This window comes from Herbaspirillum sp. meg3 (assembly GCF_002257565.1).
Taxonomy (GTDB): Bacteria; Pseudomonadota; Gammaproteobacteria; order Burkholderiales; family Burkholderiaceae_D; genus Herbaspirillum.
The window spans coordinates 997,936-1,013,786 of sequence record NZ_CP022736.1; the positions used below are offsets into that span (position 1 = coordinate 997,936).

Here is a 15,851-nt window from a genome sequence, read left to right on the forward strand (position 1 = left end):
TCGCTGATTGACTAGCGGCTGGCCAGCAGCGCAATCAACGCCAGCAAGGCCGGCAATGCCTGTACATACAGAATCGAGCGCTTGGCCGTCAGGCCGCCGTAGATCCCTGCAACCAGCACGCAAGCGACAAAGAACAGTTTGACGGCGCCGTCGCCGCTGATCAGTCCCCACGCCAGACCGGCGGCCAAAAATCCGTTATACAAGCCCTGATTCGCCGCCAGCACCTTGGATGCCTCGGCCGCTTCACGCGACTGTCCGAAGGTTTTCAGGCCAAAAGGCTTGGTCCACAAGAACATCTCCAACACCAGAATCCAGACGTGCAAAACGGCGATCAGTCCTACTAAGAAATCGGCGACCAGTTTCATTGTTTCTCCTTGTTGTAATTGATGTTGTCGTTGAGCAGCTAAGCAAGAGGGCAAATAAGCGCTGATCATGCCCGAAACAACAGTTTCTGAACAGACATTGCCTTGAGCCGCTCTCCAGAGCTAGAATAGCGCCGGGCCTGACAGGAGGCCCGTTCTCGCGAAAGCTGACGCACCTGTTGATGTCGAAGCGGTACTTCCTTTTTCGGATAAACCCTGACGTACAACCTTAATCATGACCGTTGCGAGAGCGGGCACTATGAAAGGAACGTTATGTGGTCTACCTCCCATCCTCTTTTTAAATCCTCCGGCACTATCTCTTCCGTCCCCGGTAATGTAGGCGGCGAACCCGGCTGCAACAGCGAATTCCTGCGTCGTCACGCGCGCCGCCTGGTGCGCAACGGCCGCGACGCACAACCCAGCAAAGCCTTGCCGGTATTGCGCCGGATCATCGACACCGGCGTCATGCCGGAGCTGAGCGTCACCGATCTCTATGCGGTGCGCGATACCTTGCAACTCAAACACGTTCTGCACATGCTGGGCAGGGAACTGGGATTTGCCGGGTGGGAAGCATGCAAGCACGAGATTGACCGTCGCGGAGCCGAGGTGCTGGATCGCTATCGCTTTGAGCAAGGGCAGTTTGGCGACTTCCGGCAGAACTGGTTTAGCGACGAGCAGATTGCGCGTGAATGGCAGCAGCAAAACGGCGGTTACATCGTTGCCTACGGCAAGCAGGCGGTGGCGATTCTTGCCGACTGATCGATAAGACTGATAAAGCGGATTGCTCGTTGCATGGGCAATAAAAAACGGCGACGCTTGATAGCGTCGCCGTTTAATTTTTCCTTGCGTTACCGCTGTGTTTATTGCGGCTTGAGGAAAGCCTCGGCCAGGCGTACCCAATAGGTCGCTCCGATCGGCAGCAAGTCATCGTTGAAGTCGTAGCTCGGATTGTGCAGATTGCACGGACCCAGGCCGTGGCCGCTGTCGCGGTGGCCGCCTTCGCCGTTGCCGATGAATACGTAGCAACCGGGTTTGTGTTGCAGCATGAAGGCGAAATCTTCCGCGCCCATAGTTGGTTCGACGGTGGCGTTGACATTGTCGGCGCCGACGATGCTCTGCATGACCTCGACTGCAAACGCGGTTTCCTTGGCGTGATTGACCAGCGGTGGATAGTTGCGGTTGAAGGTGAAGTCGACTTCAGCATCGAAGGCGGCGCAGGTGTGCTCGGCGATTTCCTTCATGCGGCGTTCGATCATGTCCAATACCGCCGTGCTGAAGGTGCGTACTGTGCCGATCAGCATGGCGTTGTCGGGGATCACATTGGTTGCGCTGCCGGCGTGGATCTGCGTGATTGATACCACGGCTGAATCGTTGGGATTGGTGTTGCGCGAGACAATGGTCTGCCAGCTTTGTGCGATCTGCACCGCCGTCATGACGGGGTCGATACTCTTGTGCGGTTGCGCGGCGTGCGAGCCCTTGCCTCTGACGTCGACATAGAACTCGTTGCTCGACGCCATCATCGGACCCGGCGTCACGCCGAACGTGCCGGCCTTCATGCCCGGCCAGTTATGCATGCCGAATACGGCATCCATCGGATATTTTTCAAAAAGGCCGTCCTGAATCATGCGCTCGGCGCCGCGTCCGCCTTCTTCCGCCGGCTGAAAAATCACATATACGGTACCGTCGAAATCGCGATGCTGCGACAGATAATGCGCCGCGCCCAGCAGCATGGTGGTGTGACCATCATGGCCGCAGGCGTGCATCTTGCCCTCGTGTTTGGACGCATGCGGGAAGGTGTTCAGCTCGGGCATCGGCAACGCATCCATGTCGGCGCGCAGACCGATGGCGCGCGTGCTGCTGCCGTTCTTGATGATGCCGACCACGCCGGTGACACCGAGGCCGCGCACGACCGGGATGCCCCACTCAGTCAGCTTCTGCGCGACGACGTCGGAGGTGCGCTGTTCTTCATAGCTCAGTTCGGGATGCGCGTGGATGTCGCGACGGATTTTTTGCAGTTCGGAATGGAATTGGGTGATCGGGTCGATGAGTTTCATGATGCCTACCTTGTTGTGAAGCTGATATAAAACGCCTGCCGTCTTACTGTATTGTCAATGCGTCAAGTGCTGCAACTGGTTCTGCGTTAACCGAACCAGTTCCATAGCGTCCGGCGATGTGTGAAGGATACCTCGGACGCCGATCATGCGCTGGCGCTGTATCTATATTACCTTCAGGCCTGAGCGAACTTGATAAATGTAGTTGCTTATCCGGCATGATTTATGCACCATCACAACTTCGTGTGCAGATTGCCACCCAGCCATTTTTTATAGCCTAGCCAAAACAGCCAATGCTCGTCTTCATCATCCGCCGTTGCGTACAGAGCGTTGCCGTGTTGCTCCTGATGTCGCTGCTGGTTTTCGTCAGCGTCTACGCCATCGGCAATCCCATCGATATACTCATCAGTGCCGACGCCGACCAGATCGAGCGGGCGCGCGTGATCGCCGCTTTCGGGCTGGATCAGCCGCTGTGGGTGCAGTACTTCTATTTCATCAAAAACGCGTTGGCCGGCGACATGGGACGCTCCTTCGTCTATGCCACACCCGCGCTCGGCCTGATCCTTGAACGCCTGCCGGCCACGCTGGAGCTGGCGATTTCGGCCATCCTGATCGCCATCGTGATCGGTCTGCCGCTGGGTTTGTGGGCCGGTCTGCGGCCCAAGAGCATTGCCAGCAAGACCATTATGACGGTATCCATCTTCGGTTTTTCGCTGCCGACGTTCTGGGTCGGCCTGATGCTGATCATGGTGTTCGCTGTTGAACTCGGCTGGTTGCCGACCAGCGGGCGCGGACAGACCGGAATGCTGTTCGGAATTCCCATGGGATTCCTGACCTGGGATGGTCTCAAGCATCTGCTGATGCCGGCGCTGAATCTTTCGCTCTTCAACATCGCGCTGATCATCCGTCTCACGCGGGCCGGCACACAAGAGGCGCTGCTGCAGGACTACATCAAGTTTGCACGTGCCAAGGGCTTGCGCAACAGCCGCATCGTTGGTGTACACGTACTGAAAAACATCATGATCCCGATCGTCACCGTGGTCGCGCTGCAGTTCGGCTCCATCATCGCGTTCTCCATCGTGACCGAATCGATCTTCGCGTGGCCCGGCGTCGGCAAGCTGCTGATTGACTCCATCCGCGTGCTCGACCGTCCGGTGATTGTCGCCTTCCTGTCGCTGATCGTGGTCATCTTCATCCTGATCAACCTGTGCGTCGACGTGTTGTACTCAGTGCTGGATCCGCGCGTGCGGTTGTCGGAAGCGAAGGGCTGACATGTATTCAATCTTTACCCGAAAAATCACACAAGCCGACACGCCGTTCACGCGCTTTCTGCAAGGCTTCTTCAGCAGCCGCATTGCGACCTTTGGTTTCATTCTGTTGCTGCTGATTTTGTTGGCGGCGATTTTTGCACCGATCATCTCGCCACAAAATCCCTATGACCTTGAACATCTCGATGTCATGGATTCACGTCTGGAACCGGGAAAGACGTCAATGGAAGGCAACCTGACCTTCCTGCTTGGCACCGACGATCAGGGCCGCGACATGCTGTCGGCCATCCTCTACGGCTTGCGTATCTCGGTCATGGTCGGCGTCACCAGTACCGTGATCGCACTGGCGATCGGCTTGTCGCTGGGTTTGCTGGCAGGCTACGTCGGCGGCCGCATCGAAGCACTGATCATGCGCGTGGCCGACATCCAGCTGGCATTTCCACCCATCCTTGTCGCGTTGATCCTGCTGGCGCTGACCGGGCGTGGCGTCGACAAGATCATCATCGCGTTGGTGACCGTACAGTGGGCCTACTACGCACGCACGACGAGAAGTACGGCATTGGTTGAGCGCAAGAAAGAGTACATTGAAGCCGCAAGCCTGCTCGGCCTGTCACCGCTGCGCATCATGTTTCGCCATCTGCTGCCCAACTGCCTTCCACCGCTGATCGTGATTGCCGCCTTGCAGGTGGCGTCGGCGATTTCGCTGGAAGCGACGCTGTCTTTCCTCGGCCTGGGTTTGCCGGTGACCGAGCCGTCGCTGGGCCTGCTGATTTCCAACGGTTTCCAATACCTGCTGTCGGGCAAATACTGGATCAGCTTCTTCCCTGGCGTGGCCTTGCTGGCGACGGTGGTGGCGATCAATCTGGTCGCCGATCAACTGCGCGACGTGCTCAATCCACGTTTGCAAGGACAGTAGGGAGACAATGCGATGACGGCCACACTACAAGTAGAAAACCTGCAGACGCATTTCTTCTCGCGCGGCGGCATTGCGCGCGCTGTTGACGACGTCTCGTTCTCAGTCGAGCCGGGGCAGGTGATGGGCCTGGTCGGCGAGTCCGGTTCGGGCAAGTCGATGACCGGCTATTCCATCATGGGACTGATTGACGATCCGGGCAAAGTAGTCGGCGGCCGCATCCTGCTCAACGGCGAAGATCTGCGCACCATGCCGGCAAACCGGATGCGGGAAATTCGCGGCAATCGCATTGCGATGATTTTTCAGGATCCGATGATGACCCTGAACCCTGTGCTGCGTATCGATACGCAAATGGTCGAAGCCGTGCAGGCGCATCAGGACGTCAGCAAGGATGCCGCACTGGCATTGGCGCGCGATGCGCTGGTGCGCGTCGGCATCGCGGCACCTGATGAGCGCCTGCATGCTTATCCGCATCAATTTTCCGGCGGCATGCGCCAGCGCGTGGCGATTGCGATTGCCTTGCTCAACAAGCCGGATCTGATCATCTGCGACGAGCCGACCACCGCGCTTGACGTCACCATTCAGGGACAAATCCTGTTCGAGATGCAGAAGCTGTGCCGCGAATCCGGCACTGCCCTCATCTGGATCACGCACGATTTGTCCGTTGTTGCCGGACTGGCCGATACCGTGAGCGTCATGTACGCCGGGCGCATCGTCGAAAGCGGGGCGGTTTCGCAAGTGCTGACGCAACCTCGCCATCCTTACACCTACGGCTTGATCGCTTCGGCGCCATCGCGTAATCCGCGTGGCCAGCCGCTGCGTCAGATCCCCGGCAGCACGCCGTCGTTGCTGAACCTGCCGTCCGGCTGCGCCTTCCGCGACCGCTGCTCGCACGCCACTGTGGAATGCACGCAGACGCCGGAGACACGCCTTGTCGACAATCGCGCCTTGCGTTGTTTCCACCCGATGGCGGATGCACCGCTGGAGGCAACGTCATGACATTGAATGTATTGAAAGAGCAGAAGGTGCAGATAGATACGAATACGCAACCTTTGCTGGAACTGCAGCATGTCGCCAAACGTTTCGTCAAACCGCTCGATAGCGCCGCGAAAACCGCCAATCTGTTCACTCAGCCATTCGGCCGCGTCTTGAAGGAAGAAGTCGTGCACGCCGTTGATGATGTCAGCCTTCACATCAACGCCGGTGAAGTGGTCGGTTTGGTCGGTGAGTCAGGCTGCGGCAAATCGACGCTGGGGCGCATGGTCGTGGGATTGCATAGCCTGACCGAAGGAACGCGGCTGTGGCATGGGGAGGATCTCGACAAGCTGTCGCCGCAACAGAAGCGCGAGCGGCAACTGGCGATCCAGATGATCTTTCAGGATCCATATGCGTCGTTGAATCCGCGGTTGCGTGTGGTTGATATCGTCGGTGAAGCGCCGGTCGTGCACGGCATCATCGGCAAGCGCCAGCAGCAGGATTACGTGGCGGAGTTGTTGCAGCGCGTGGGGCTGAGCGGCGACATGTTGCGCCGTTTCCCGCATCAGTTTTCCGGTGGCCAACGGGCACGTGTCGGTATCGCACGTGCATTGGCGGTGAAGCCGAAATTCCTGGTCTGCGATGAAGCCGTCGCAGCGCTCGATGTGTCGATTCAGGCGCAGGTGTTGAATCTGTTCATCAAGCTGCGCGATGAGCTGGATCTTACCTATCTGTTCATCAGCCACGACCTGGGTGTGGTGCGGCATATTTCTGACCGCGTGTTGATCATGTATCTCGGCCGCATCGTGGAATCGGCGCCGACCGACGCCGTCTTTGCGCGCGCCAACCATCCTTACACCCAAGCCTTGCTGGCGTCGGCGCCGAAGCTGGAAGTGGGCAAGGCGACCTACTTTGCGGTCAAAGGCGAGATCCCGTCGCCGCTCAATCCGCCTTCAGGTTGCCATTTTCATCCGCGCTGTCCGCATGCGATGCCGCGGTGTTCGGTGGAGAAACCGCTACTCAGGGAAATCGCGCCGGGACACATGTCCGCTTGTCATCTCAACGACGCACAATAAAAAACGCCGGCAATCCTGCCGGCGTTTTTCTTTCAAGCTTCAGCACATTACGACGCCAGCTTCTTCACCAGCTTCAAAATGAATTCACGGCTGTCGTACAGCCGCGGAATTTCCACGCGCTCATCCAGACCGTGCGTACGCAGATCGGCAGGATCAAAGAACAGGCCGGAAACACCGTACATCGGAATTCCCGCATTGCGCGCAAAGCGGCTGTCGGTGGCGCCGGTACTCATGAACGGAATCACCGGCACGCCGGGCCACATGTCCTTGGTCAGTGTCTCGATAGTTGAAAACATCTCACCCTGCAACGGCGACACCGGGCTGCGGGTCGGCTTGGCAAACTGGCGCATGGTGATCTTGTCGTTGGCGCCGTTGTTGCTCATGATTTGCTTCAGCTGCTTCTCGACATTGTCCGGATCGTCAAACGGCAGCATGCGGCAATTGACCACGGCCTTGGCCGATTGCGGCAAGGCATTTTCAGCGTGACCGGCGTTGACCATCGTCGCGGTACAGGTGGTGCGCAGCTGCGCGTTGTAGAGCGGCGTCTTCGACAGCCGATCGATGACGGCAGTATCGGTGCTGCCGTTGCCGACCGCGCGCATGTCATCTGCGAGTTGGCCGGACATCAGCGGCGCGGTACGGCTGAAGTAGGTCTTGGTGACATCGGCCAGCATCACCGGGAAGCGGTAGGCGCCAAGACGCGCCAGCGCTTCCGACATGCCGTAGATCGGATTGGTTGTCGTGGGCAGCGAGCTGTGGCCGCCGACATCGCGCAATTCGAACTCATAAGTGGTGTACAGCTTCTCAGCGATTTGCACGCGATGCAGATTGGGTTTGCCGTTGCGCAGCTCACCGCCGCCGCCTTCGTTGATGCCGAATTCCGCTTTCAGCAACTCGGGTTTGTTCTTCAGCAGCCACATGGCGCCGTTGCTCTCGACATCGCCGCGTTCTTCGTCGGCGGTCAGCGCCATGATGATGTCGCGTGTCGGCTTGAAGCCTTCCTGTTTCAATTGGGCCAGCACGGAGACGAACGAAGAGGCCATCGCCTTGTCGTCGATCGAACCGCGTGCGGTGAAATAGCCATCGCTTTCCTGCAGCTTGAAGGGATCGGTTTTCCAGTCTTCGCGCTTGGCCTCGACCACGTCGATGTGCGCCATTAGCAGCATCGGCTGCTTTGCGCCGGTGCCTTTCCAGCGCAGCACCAGATTACCCTTGCGCGGGAAGGGCTCAATGATCTGCATCTCATCCTTGCTGAAACCGGCTTTCAGCAACACCGCCTGCATGGCCTGCGCCGCCTGGGTCGTGCTGCCGACCGAGTGGGTGGTATTGATTTCAACCAGTTCCTTGTAAATGGCGTGGAAACGCTGCTGCTCCGGCGTCAGGGTCTGCATCTGCGCAAAGGCGCTGCCACAGGTGGCGAGCGCTGCCGCGCAGGCGATATGGCGCAAGGGAGGGAAGCTGAATGTCATGGGAGGTGTCTCCTTCGTTATAGATAGATGTTGATCGTTGTTGCGGTCGGGAAACGTAGAGTAGCGCAATCAACGCCGAGACGTACAGAAGGCAAGGCGCAATTTTGTTCAATACGTGCGATATCAGTGCGCCTAGCATCGCCATCTCAATTCAATCATCCGGATGGCAAAACATGGTCTTGCAAGAATTCCTCATGCTGGCGGTGGCGCACTGGCTGGCGCTGGTCAGTCCCGGCCCCGACTTTCTTCTGCTCTTGCGCAACGCCCTGCGTCATGGCCGGCGCAACGGCATCGGTACCAGTCTTGGCATTGCCTGCGCCAACGGCGTGTATATCGTGATGGCGCTGGCCGGCTTCAGCGTGCTGCAACACAGTCCGGCTTTGCTGCTGGCGATGAAATTGCTGGCAGGCGGTTACCTGGCCTATATCGGCTGGGCCTTCATCCACGCCAGCCGCAGCCAGCAGCCGTTGGCATGGCAGCATGCCGGGCGCGAGGGGGAAGAGCGTCGTGGCTTCTTCAAAGGCTTCGCAGCGGGCTTCCTGTCTGGGGGGCTGAATCCGAAAAACGGTTTGTTCTATCTGGGTTTGTTCACGCTGATGGTCGGCGCCGCAACCGGCATGGAGATCAAAATACTGTACGGTGCGTGGATGTTTGTGGCGGTCTTTGTCTGGGATGCGGCGCTGGTGCTCGCAGTATCCAATGAGCGCATCGCTGCACGTATTGCGCGCTATTTTCCGCGTGCGGAATGGTTGGCGGGCGTGTTGCTGCTGGTGGCTGCGCTGGGTATCCTGACAGCGACGCTTTTCGCTTAGCCGCCTAGCTGATATTGCGCCGGCGTTGCCGCCACGCGTGCCTTGAAGGCGCGGTGAAAGTGGCTTTGGTCGGCAAAGCCGGTACGGTAGGCGACATCGGCCAAGGATGCGCCGTGCCGCAGAAAGTCGCGTGCCAGATTGATGCGCATGTCGAGCTGCAGTGCATGCGGCGTCATGCCGTAGCGGCGGCGAAACTGGCGTATCAACTGATAGCGGCCGGTGCCGGCGAGTCGGGCGAGCGTGTCGAGTCCGATCTTGTCGCAGCAATGATGTAGAAGATGGTCATGTGCCGGTTGCAGGTCGGTATCTCCTGGTGCTGCATCGGCATGGGTATCGCTCGCTACCTCCGATGACGAGGTGCAAAACGCAGCAAATAACTCGCAGAGTGCGTCGACCAATACCGTCTCTTTTTGCAAGGCATCGTCACCGTCGCGCATGGCGTCGCTGATATCGTCCATCAAAACCCGGGCGCGCGGCGAACGCAGCACCTGTGAGACCAGCGCCATCTGCGGCGACAGACCCGCTTCGTCCAGCAAGGCGCACAGCCATGCATGATCGAGATGAAACATGCGGTAGCTCCAGCTTGCCCGCTCTGCCGGGTTGCAGGAATGCACTTCGTTGGCGGCGATCAGCACCACATCGCCCGGCCGGATAGGCGTTTCCCGGTCCGGTAGCAAGAACATGCTGGTCCCGGCGTCAACGATGCCAATGGAAAATGTCGGATGCGTGTGCGGTGTATAGCAACTGACGCTGCCGACGGCGCGCCTGCCTTCGAAGAAGGGCAAAGCCGGGTCGCGCCAGAATTCGACGGCGGTGGTGTTGTTCGAAGCAAGGGAGTCGTGAGCCTGCATGATGAAAGCTTCTGAAAGGGATGCTGCATTTTAAGATAAAGTAAGCGTCTTGCCGTCCCATTCGCCTTCAGTTTCCACATTGTCATGAATTCCGTACCCAACCCAGCTTCTCCAGGCTCCGATCCCCTCATCGTCCGCGGTGCCTGCCCGCACGACTGCCCCGATACCTGCGCCTTGCTCATCACCGTCAAGGATGGCGTAGCCACCGAAGTCCGCGGCGATCCGGCGCACCCGACGACGGCGGGCGTGCTGTGCACGAAAGTATCGCGTTACACCGAGCGCACTTATCACAAGGAACGCCTGCTGCATCCGATGAAGCGTGTCGGCAAGAAGGGAGAGGGCAAGTTCGAGCGCATCAGCTGGGACGAAGCATTGGACACCATCGCTGCACGACTGAAAGACGTCGCTGCGCGCAATCCGCAAGCCATCCTGCCATACAGCTATGCCGGTACCATGGGCCTGGTGCAGGGCGAATCGATGTCGATGCGGTTCTTCAACAAGATCGGCGCTTCGCTGCTTGATCGCACGATTTGCGCTTCGGCTGGCGGCGTGGGTTACAAGTACACCATCGGTACGCGCATCGGCGCCGATACCGAACACGTGCAAGACGCCAAGCTGATCATCATCTGGGGCGGCAACCCGATTGCCTCCAATTTGCATTTCTGGACGCGCGTGCAAGAAGCAAAACGGCGCGGCGCCAAACTCATCGCCATCGATCCGTATCGCTCGCTCAGCGCCGACAAATGTCATCAGCACATTGCGCTGCTGCCGGGCACCGATGCCGCGCTTGCTTTAGGCGTGATGCATGTGCTGATCAACGAGGGCCTGCTCGACGCCGATTACATCGCGCAATATACGTTGGGCTTTGATCAGTTGAAGCAGCGCGTGCAGGAGTGGCCGCCGCAACGTGTGGCAGAAGTCTGCGGCATCAGCGCCGACGAAATCATTCAGCTGGCACGCGAATACGGCGGTGCTGCGCAACGCGGCGAGATCACCATGATCCGCGCCAACTATGGCTTGCAGCGCGTGCACGGCGGCGGCATGGCAGTGCGCAATCTGGCTTGCCTGCCGGCGCTGGTCGGCGCATGGCGGCATGCCGGCGGCGGCTTGCAATTGTCGACGTCGGATTCGTTTCCAAAGAACAGCGCATTCCTTCAGCGTCCCGATTTCTTGCAGCAGCATGGCGTCGCTGCACGTACGATCAACATGAGCACCATCGGCGACGATCTGTTGCGCGAGAGTTCAGCGGACTTCGGCCCGCGCGTGGAAGCCATGATCGTCTACAACTCCAACCCGGTCGCAGTCGCCCCCGAGTCGGGCAAGGTCGTGCAAGGCTTTGCGCGCGAGGACTTGTTCACGGTGGTACTGGAGCATTTTCAGACGGATACCGCCGACTACGCCGATATCCTCTTGCCGGCGACAACGCAACTGGAACACGTCGACGTTCATGCCACGTACGGCCACGTCTACATGATGGCGAACAACGCCGCCATCGCGCCCTTGGGCGAGTCGAAACCGAATACGGAAATTTTCCGCCTGCTGGCAGCGCGCATGGGTTTCGACGACGACTGCTTCAAGGATAGCGATGATGCGATTGCGGAACAGGCGTTTGATCGGAGCAACGAGCGTGCCGCCGATTATGACTGGACTCGCCTTAAGGAAAAGGGCTGGCAGCGTCTGAACATGCCGGCAGCGCCGTTCGCCAGCGGTGGCTTTGGCACCCCGTCGGGCAAGTGCGAGTTCTATTCGGCGCGCATGCTGGCTGATGGCTTCGATCCTTTGCCGACGTACATCGCACCGCATGAATCGGTCGCCAGCAATGCGGCGCTGGCCGCAAAATATCCGCTGGCGATGATTTCGCCGCCGGCGCGTAATTTCCTCAACTCGTCTTTCGTCAACGTGCAGAGTCTACGCGATACCGAAGGCGAGCCGCATCTGGATATGCATCCTGATGACGCTGCCGCACGCAGCATTGCAAATGGTGAAACCGTACGCATTTTCAACGACCGCGGCAGCATGCTGGCCAAGGTGCGCGTGACACCGAAAGCCCGTCCCGGCCTGGTGGTGGGATTGTCGATCTGGTGGAAGAAATTTTCTGCTGACGGCAAGAATGCCAATGAGGTGACCAGCCAGCGTCTGACCGACATGGGTAATGCGCCGACGTTCTACGACGTTCTGGTGCAGGTGGAAGCATGCGCAGGAAGCGCTTAGTAAAAATTGTTTTGATGGCCGGCGCAGCAGCAGCGTGTCTGCTGGCGGCTGGTTGTTCGTCGCTGGGGTATTACGCGCAGGCGGCGCACGGGCAGTTCTCGCTGCTGGCGCAAGCCAAGCCCATCGATGATTGGCTGGCCGATCCGGCGACCTCTGAACGCCTTCGCGCGAAGTTGCAGACCGTGCGCGAAATCCGCCGCTTCGCGGTGGAGCAACTATCCCTGCCGGACAATGGCAGCTACAAGAACTATGCGCAACTGCAGCGTCCCTTTGTTGTCTGGAACGTGGTGGCGGCGCCGGCCTTGTCCTTGAAGGCGAAGCAGTGGTGTTTCCCGATTGCCGGTTGCGTCGACTATCGCGGCTACTACAGCCGGCAGGACGCCCAGGATTACGCCGATGATCTGGTCAAGCAAGGCTATGACGTACAGGTGTTGGGCGTACCCGCGTATTCAACGTTGGGCTGGTTCAACGATCCGGTGATGTCGACCTTCATCAATTATCCCGATGGCGAACTGGCGCGTTTGATTTTCCACGAGCTGGGCCATCAGGTGGTCTACGTCAAAGGCGACTCGCAATTCAACGAATCCTATGCCACCACGGTGGAAGAACTTGGCCTTGATCGCTGGCTGCAGGCGCAGCACGACGACAAGCTGGCGCAGGCATACCGTGTCTTTGCTGCGCGCAAGGAAGACTTTCTGGAACTCCTGCTGAAATACCGGTCTCAACTGGATGCCAACTATGAGAGCGATGCAGACGAGGCCGACAAGCTGCAGCGCAAGGCGGCGATCTTCGATGCCCTGCGCGCCGAGTATCAGCAACTCAAGGTACGTTGGGGCGGATTCAGCGGCTATGACCGCTGGTTCGCCATGCCGTTGTCGAACGCACATCTGGCACTGGTTGGTACTTACCATGATCGTGTGCCGGCGTTTCGCGCCTTGTTTCGCCAGAGCCGCGATTTCGCCGATTTCTTCGAACGTGTGAAGGCCTTGGCCAAGCTGGACAAGCCGCAGCGCGACGAGCAGCTGGATCGTCTGCAGGCAACATCCGCGACAGCGGCAAAATAAATGTAGCCAGTGCTACAGTGGGCAAAAGCAGGGGCGACTACGTCGAAATGTTGTTGCTGAATTGACTATTTTTGAAAATTGCCCGCTATCGCCGGAAAAAGTTGCCAGTTTGGAAAAGATGGCGCAAGGTATCAGCCGGTAGGCTCGGCTGGTCGGCAAAACAAGAAAATTTTCTTAAATTGTCTCAAAATACTTGCCCTTAATGAGATTGGTGGATAGCATCTGCAATAAATAAAAACACAACCGTGCTTTTTTTCGGCGTGCATCCAAGTCCTGAGAATACAGCCAGGCTGCCGCTCTGAATCGGAGACAAAAGGAACAATATGGATAAATTCTGGCTTGCATCGTACCCCGCAGGCGTCCCAGCCGACATCGACCCAAGCCGCTATCGCTCGCTGGTTCAGTTGATCGACGAGGCCTTTGTTAAATACGCAGACCGCAATGCCTATGCATGCATGGGCAAGTACCTGACCTATGGCGAGCTGGACAAGATGTCCAACACGCTGACCGTATGGTTGCAAAGTACCGGCCTGAAAAAGGGCGCGCGCGTAGCGATCATGATGCCGAACGTGCTGCAGTATCCGGTCGCCATTGCCGCCATCCTGCGCGCCGGTTACACGGTGGTTAACGTCAATCCGCTGTACACCCCGCGCGAACTCGAACATCAGTTGAAAGACTCCGGCGCCGAAGCCATCTTCGTGTTGGAAAACTTCGCCTGCACGCTGGCCAAGGTGATCGCCAATACCGACGTCAAACACGTCGTTGTCGCCAGCATGGGCGAGTTGCTGGGCGGTCTCAAGGGGGCGATCGTGAATCTGGTGGTACGCCACGTCAAGAAGCTGGTGCCACCCTTCTCGTTGCCGCAATCAATCACGTTCAAGAAGGCGCTCGCGCTCGGCGAAGGCAAAAAAACTGCGCCGATTGATGTTGGTCACGACGACATCGCTTTCCTGCAATACACCGGCGGCACCACCGGTGTTGCCAAGGGTGCGGTGCTGACGCATCGCAATCTGGTGGCTAACGTGCTGCAGGCGGAAGAGTGGCTGATGCCGGCGCTCAAGCAAGGCGCCAAGCTCGATCAACTGGTATTCATCTGTGCGTTGCCGCTGTATCACATCTTCGCGCTGACGGTTTGCAACATGCTAGGCACCCGCGAAGGCGCGCTCAACGTGCTGATTCCCAATCCGCGTGATATTCCCGGCTTCATCAAAGAGCTGGGCAAGTACAAGGTCAACACCTTCCCGGCGGTCAATACGCTGTACAACGCGCTGCTGAATCATCCTGATTTCGCCAAGCTGGATTTCTCCGGTTATCGTTGCTGTGTGGGCGGCGGCATGGCCGTGCAGAAGTCAGTGGCTGACAAGTGGAAGAAGGTCACCGGTTGCGCCATCATCGAAGGCTACGGGCTGTCCGAGACTTCGCCGATTGCCAGCGCCAATCCTTGCACCATCGAAGAATATACCGGCACCATCGGTCTGCCGCTGCCGTCGACCGACATCGCGATTCTGGATGACGACGGCAAGCCTGTGGCCCTCGGTCAGCCCGGCGAAATCGCGATCCGCGGACCGCAAGTGATGGCTGGTTACTGGAATCGTCCTGACGAAACTGAGAAGGTCATGACTCCGGACGGCTTCTTCAAATCCGGCGATATCGGCATCATGGACGAACGCGGTTACACCCGCATCGTTGATCGCAAGAAGGACATGATTCTGGTGTCCGGCTTCAACGTCTATCCGAATGAAATCGAAGGCGTGGTGGCTGCACATCCGGGCGTGCTGGAATGCGCCTGCGTCGGCGTACCGGATGAGCACACCGGCGAAGCGGTCAAGCTGTTCGTGGTGCGCAAGGACAAGTCGCTGACCGTCGAGCAACTGATGGCTTACTGCAAGGAGCAGTTCACCGGCTACAAGAAACCGAAGTACATCGAGTTTCGCGATGAGCTGCCGAAGACCAACGTCGGCAAGATTCTGCGCCGTGAACTGCGCGATGAGAAAAAAGAAGAGAAGAAAGCTGCCTGAAAAGAGGGCTGGCAAGCGAGCTGACTTAGCAGCATTAATTTCTTCTGCAGTACAAATAAAAAAACGCGACCTTGCCGGTCGCGTTTTTTTATGGTTGTGCAGCCGCTCGGATGCAATCGAATCAGATCTGGGTTTGCTTCCACGCGCTGACGAAGGCTTCTGCATTCTGCTTCACCTGTTCGGCGCTCATGCCGGGTTTGTACAGCGCGGAGCCAAGCCCGAATGCCGATGCGCCGGCCGCGACGAATTCCTTGAGGTTGGCAGGTGTGATGCCGCCGACCGGCACCAGCATGACATTGGCCGGAATCACCGCGCGCCAGGCTTTGACGACGACCGGACCGAGCTGCTCCGCGGGGAACATCTTGAGGATGTCCGCGCCTGCAGCCAGTGCGGCAAATGCCTCGGTCACCGTCGCCACGCCCGGTGCGCTGGCGAGCCCGGCGGCAGTCGCAGCGCGGATCACTTCGGGGTCGCTGTGCGGCATGACAATCAACTGTCCTTCCGCATCCTTGACCTGCAGCACCTGCGCCGGCGACAGCACCGTACCGGCGCCGACCATGCAACTGGCCGGCAGCGCATTGCGCAGCACGCGAATGCTTTCGAAGGGTTCGGGAGAGTTCAGCGGCACTTCGATGATGCGGAATCCCGCGTCATACAACACCTTGCCGATACCCTCGACTTCGTCAGGACGGATGCCGCGCAGGATCGCGATCAATCCGCATTGTTTCAGTGCTTCTTTCAACATGATGTTTCTCCAGTGATGCTGATACTCGGTTGAACT

14 protein-coding genes are annotated in these 15,851 nt (G+C 58.6%); 9 read left to right on the top strand and 5 right to left on the bottom strand.

Features of this window, described 5'->3' with window-relative positions:
* Positions 1-11 precede the first annotated feature (11 nt).
* On the bottom strand, positions 12-365 hold the full coding sequence (locus tag hmeg3_RS04570; RefSeq protein ID WP_094562675.1) for a DUF1304 domain-containing protein: 354 nt from the start codon (positions 363-365) through the stop codon (positions 12-14).
* A 270-nt stretch (positions 366-635) separates the two neighbouring features.
* Here hmeg3_RS04570 and hmeg3_RS04575 point away from each other — a divergent pair, with 270 nt between their 5' ends.
* Positions 636-1,121 (top strand): hypothetical protein, encoded by a 486-nt coding sequence (locus hmeg3_RS04575; protein WP_094562676.1) that lies wholly within the window; start codon positions 636-638, stop codon positions 1,119-1,121.
* A gap of 101 nt (positions 1,122-1,222) precedes the next feature.
* Here hmeg3_RS04575 and hmeg3_RS04580 read toward each other — a convergent pair whose 3' ends face one another.
* On the bottom strand, positions 1,223-2,416 hold the full coding sequence (locus tag hmeg3_RS04580; RefSeq protein WP_094562677.1) for a M20 aminoacylase family protein: 1,194 nt from the start codon (positions 2,414-2,416) through the stop codon (positions 1,223-1,225).
* 290 nt (positions 2,417-2,706) lie between these two features.
* Here hmeg3_RS04580 and hmeg3_RS04585 point away from each other — a divergent pair, with 290 nt between their 5' ends.
* Genes hmeg3_RS04585 through hmeg3_RS04600 form a run of 4 tightly spaced genes read left to right on the top strand, consistent with a single transcriptional unit; the run spans position 2,707 to position 6,645 of the window.
* Complete coding sequence (locus tag hmeg3_RS04585; protein ID WP_094562678.1) at positions 2,707-3,684, top strand: ABC transporter permease; 978 nt, start codon at positions 2,707-2,709, stop codon at positions 3,682-3,684.
* A gap of 1 nt (position 3,685) precedes the next feature.
* Positions 3,686-4,597, top strand: a complete 912-nt coding sequence (locus tag hmeg3_RS04590) for an ABC transporter permease (RefSeq protein ID WP_094562679.1) — start codon at positions 3,686-3,688, stop codon at positions 4,595-4,597.
* A 12-nt stretch (positions 4,598-4,609) separates the two neighbouring features.
* Positions 4,610-5,593 carry an ABC transporter ATP-binding protein gene (locus hmeg3_RS04595; RefSeq protein WP_094562680.1) on the top strand — a complete coding sequence of 328 codons (984 nt, stop codon included), beginning with the start codon at positions 4,610-4,612 and terminating at the stop codon, positions 5,591-5,593.
* Positions 5,590-6,645: an ABC transporter ATP-binding protein gene (locus hmeg3_RS04600; RefSeq protein ID WP_094562681.1), complete on the top strand. Its 1,056-nt coding sequence runs from the start codon at positions 5,590-5,592 to the stop codon at positions 6,643-6,645. The genes hmeg3_RS04595 and hmeg3_RS04600 overlap by 4 nt, the downstream gene beginning before the upstream one ends.
* Positions 6,646-6,692: 47 nt before the next feature.
* Here the strand turns inward: hmeg3_RS04600 and hmeg3_RS04605 are convergent, their stop codons facing one another.
* On the bottom strand, positions 6,693-8,114 hold the full coding sequence (locus tag hmeg3_RS04605) for a M20/M25/M40 family metallo-hydrolase (protein ID WP_094562682.1): 1,422 nt from the start codon (positions 8,112-8,114) through the stop codon (positions 6,693-6,695).
* A 173-nt stretch (positions 8,115-8,287) separates the two neighbouring features.
* Between hmeg3_RS04605 and hmeg3_RS04610 the strand changes: the two genes are divergently transcribed.
* Positions 8,288-8,926, top strand: coding sequence for a LysE family translocator (locus hmeg3_RS04610; RefSeq protein WP_094562683.1), 639 nt, complete (start codon positions 8,288-8,290; stop codon positions 8,924-8,926).
* Here hmeg3_RS04610 and hmeg3_RS04615 read toward each other — a convergent pair.
* On the bottom strand, positions 8,923-9,777 hold the full coding sequence (locus hmeg3_RS04615; RefSeq protein ID WP_094562684.1) for an AraC family transcriptional regulator: 855 nt from the start codon (positions 9,775-9,777) through the stop codon (positions 8,923-8,925). The two genes, hmeg3_RS04610 and hmeg3_RS04615, sit on opposite strands and share 4 nt — an antisense overlap.
* An 84-nt stretch (positions 9,778-9,861) precedes the next feature.
* On the opposite strand from hmeg3_RS04615, the gene hmeg3_RS04620 reads away from it, so the two are divergent.
* The 3 genes from hmeg3_RS04620 (at position 9,862) to hmeg3_RS04630 (ending at position 15,070) form a co-directional block, all read left to right on the top strand.
* Positions 9,862-11,988, top strand: coding sequence for a molybdopterin-dependent oxidoreductase (locus tag hmeg3_RS04620; RefSeq protein WP_094562685.1), 2,127 nt, complete (start codon positions 9,862-9,864; stop codon positions 11,986-11,988).
* On the top strand, positions 11,970-13,052 hold the full coding sequence (locus tag hmeg3_RS04625; RefSeq protein ID WP_094562687.1) for an aminopeptidase: 1,083 nt from the start codon (positions 11,970-11,972) through the stop codon (positions 13,050-13,052). The genes hmeg3_RS04620 and hmeg3_RS04625 overlap by 19 nt, the downstream gene beginning before the upstream one ends.
* A 323-nt stretch (positions 13,053-13,375) precedes the next feature.
* Positions 13,376-15,070 (top strand): long-chain fatty acid--CoA ligase, encoded by a 1,695-nt coding sequence (locus hmeg3_RS04630; RefSeq protein WP_094562688.1) that lies wholly within the window; start codon positions 13,376-13,378, stop codon positions 15,068-15,070.
* Between the two features lie 121 nt (positions 15,071-15,191).
* On the opposite strand, the gene hmeg3_RS04635 is transcribed toward hmeg3_RS04630, so the two are convergent.
* On the bottom strand, positions 15,192-15,815 hold the full coding sequence (locus hmeg3_RS04635; RefSeq protein ID WP_094562689.1) for a 2-dehydro-3-deoxy-6-phosphogalactonate aldolase: 624 nt from the start codon (positions 15,813-15,815) through the stop codon (positions 15,192-15,194).
* Between the last annotated feature and the right edge of the window lie 36 nt (positions 15,816-15,851).

Bases quoted from the DNA above. Each gene is read 5' to 3' on its own strand.
- hmeg3_RS04570 (WP_094562675.1), bottom strand. From the start codon at position 365: ATGAAACTGGTCGCCGATTTCTTAGTAGGACTGATCGCCGTTTTGCAC.
- hmeg3_RS04575 (WP_094562676.1), top strand. From the start codon at position 636: ATGTGGTCTACCTCCCATCCTCTTTTTAAATCCTCCGGCACTATCTCT.
- hmeg3_RS04580 (WP_094562677.1), bottom strand. From the start codon at position 2,416: ATGAAACTCATCGACCCGATCACCCAATTCCATTCCGAACTGCAAAAA.
- hmeg3_RS04585 (WP_094562678.1), top strand. From the start codon at position 2,707: ATGCTCGTCTTCATCATCCGCCGTTGCGTACAGAGCGTTGCCGTGTTG.
- hmeg3_RS04590 (WP_094562679.1), top strand. From the start codon at position 3,686: ATGTATTCAATCTTTACCCGAAAAATCACACAAGCCGACACGCCGTTC.
- hmeg3_RS04595 (WP_094562680.1), top strand. From the start codon at position 4,610: ATGACGGCCACACTACAAGTAGAAAACCTGCAGACGCATTTCTTCTCG.
- hmeg3_RS04600 (WP_094562681.1), top strand. From the start codon at position 5,590: ATGACATTGAATGTATTGAAAGAGCAGAAGGTGCAGATAGATACGAAT.
- hmeg3_RS04605 (WP_094562682.1), bottom strand. From the start codon at position 8,114: ATGACATTCAGCTTCCCTCCCTTGCGCCATATCGCCTGCGCGGCAGCG.
- hmeg3_RS04610 (WP_094562683.1), top strand. From the start codon at position 8,288: ATGGTCTTGCAAGAATTCCTCATGCTGGCGGTGGCGCACTGGCTGGCG.
- hmeg3_RS04615 (WP_094562684.1), bottom strand. From the start codon at position 9,777: ATGCAGGCTCACGACTCCCTTGCTTCGAACAACACCACCGCCGTCGAA.
- hmeg3_RS04620 (WP_094562685.1), top strand. From the start codon at position 9,862: ATGAATTCCGTACCCAACCCAGCTTCTCCAGGCTCCGATCCCCTCATC.
- hmeg3_RS04625 (WP_094562687.1), top strand. From the start codon at position 11,970: ATGCGCAGGAAGCGCTTAGTAAAAATTGTTTTGATGGCCGGCGCAGCA.
- hmeg3_RS04630 (WP_094562688.1), top strand. From the start codon at position 13,376: ATGGATAAATTCTGGCTTGCATCGTACCCCGCAGGCGTCCCAGCCGAC.
- hmeg3_RS04635 (WP_094562689.1), bottom strand. From the start codon at position 15,815: ATGTTGAAAGAAGCACTGAAACAATGCGGATTGATCGCGATCCTGCGC.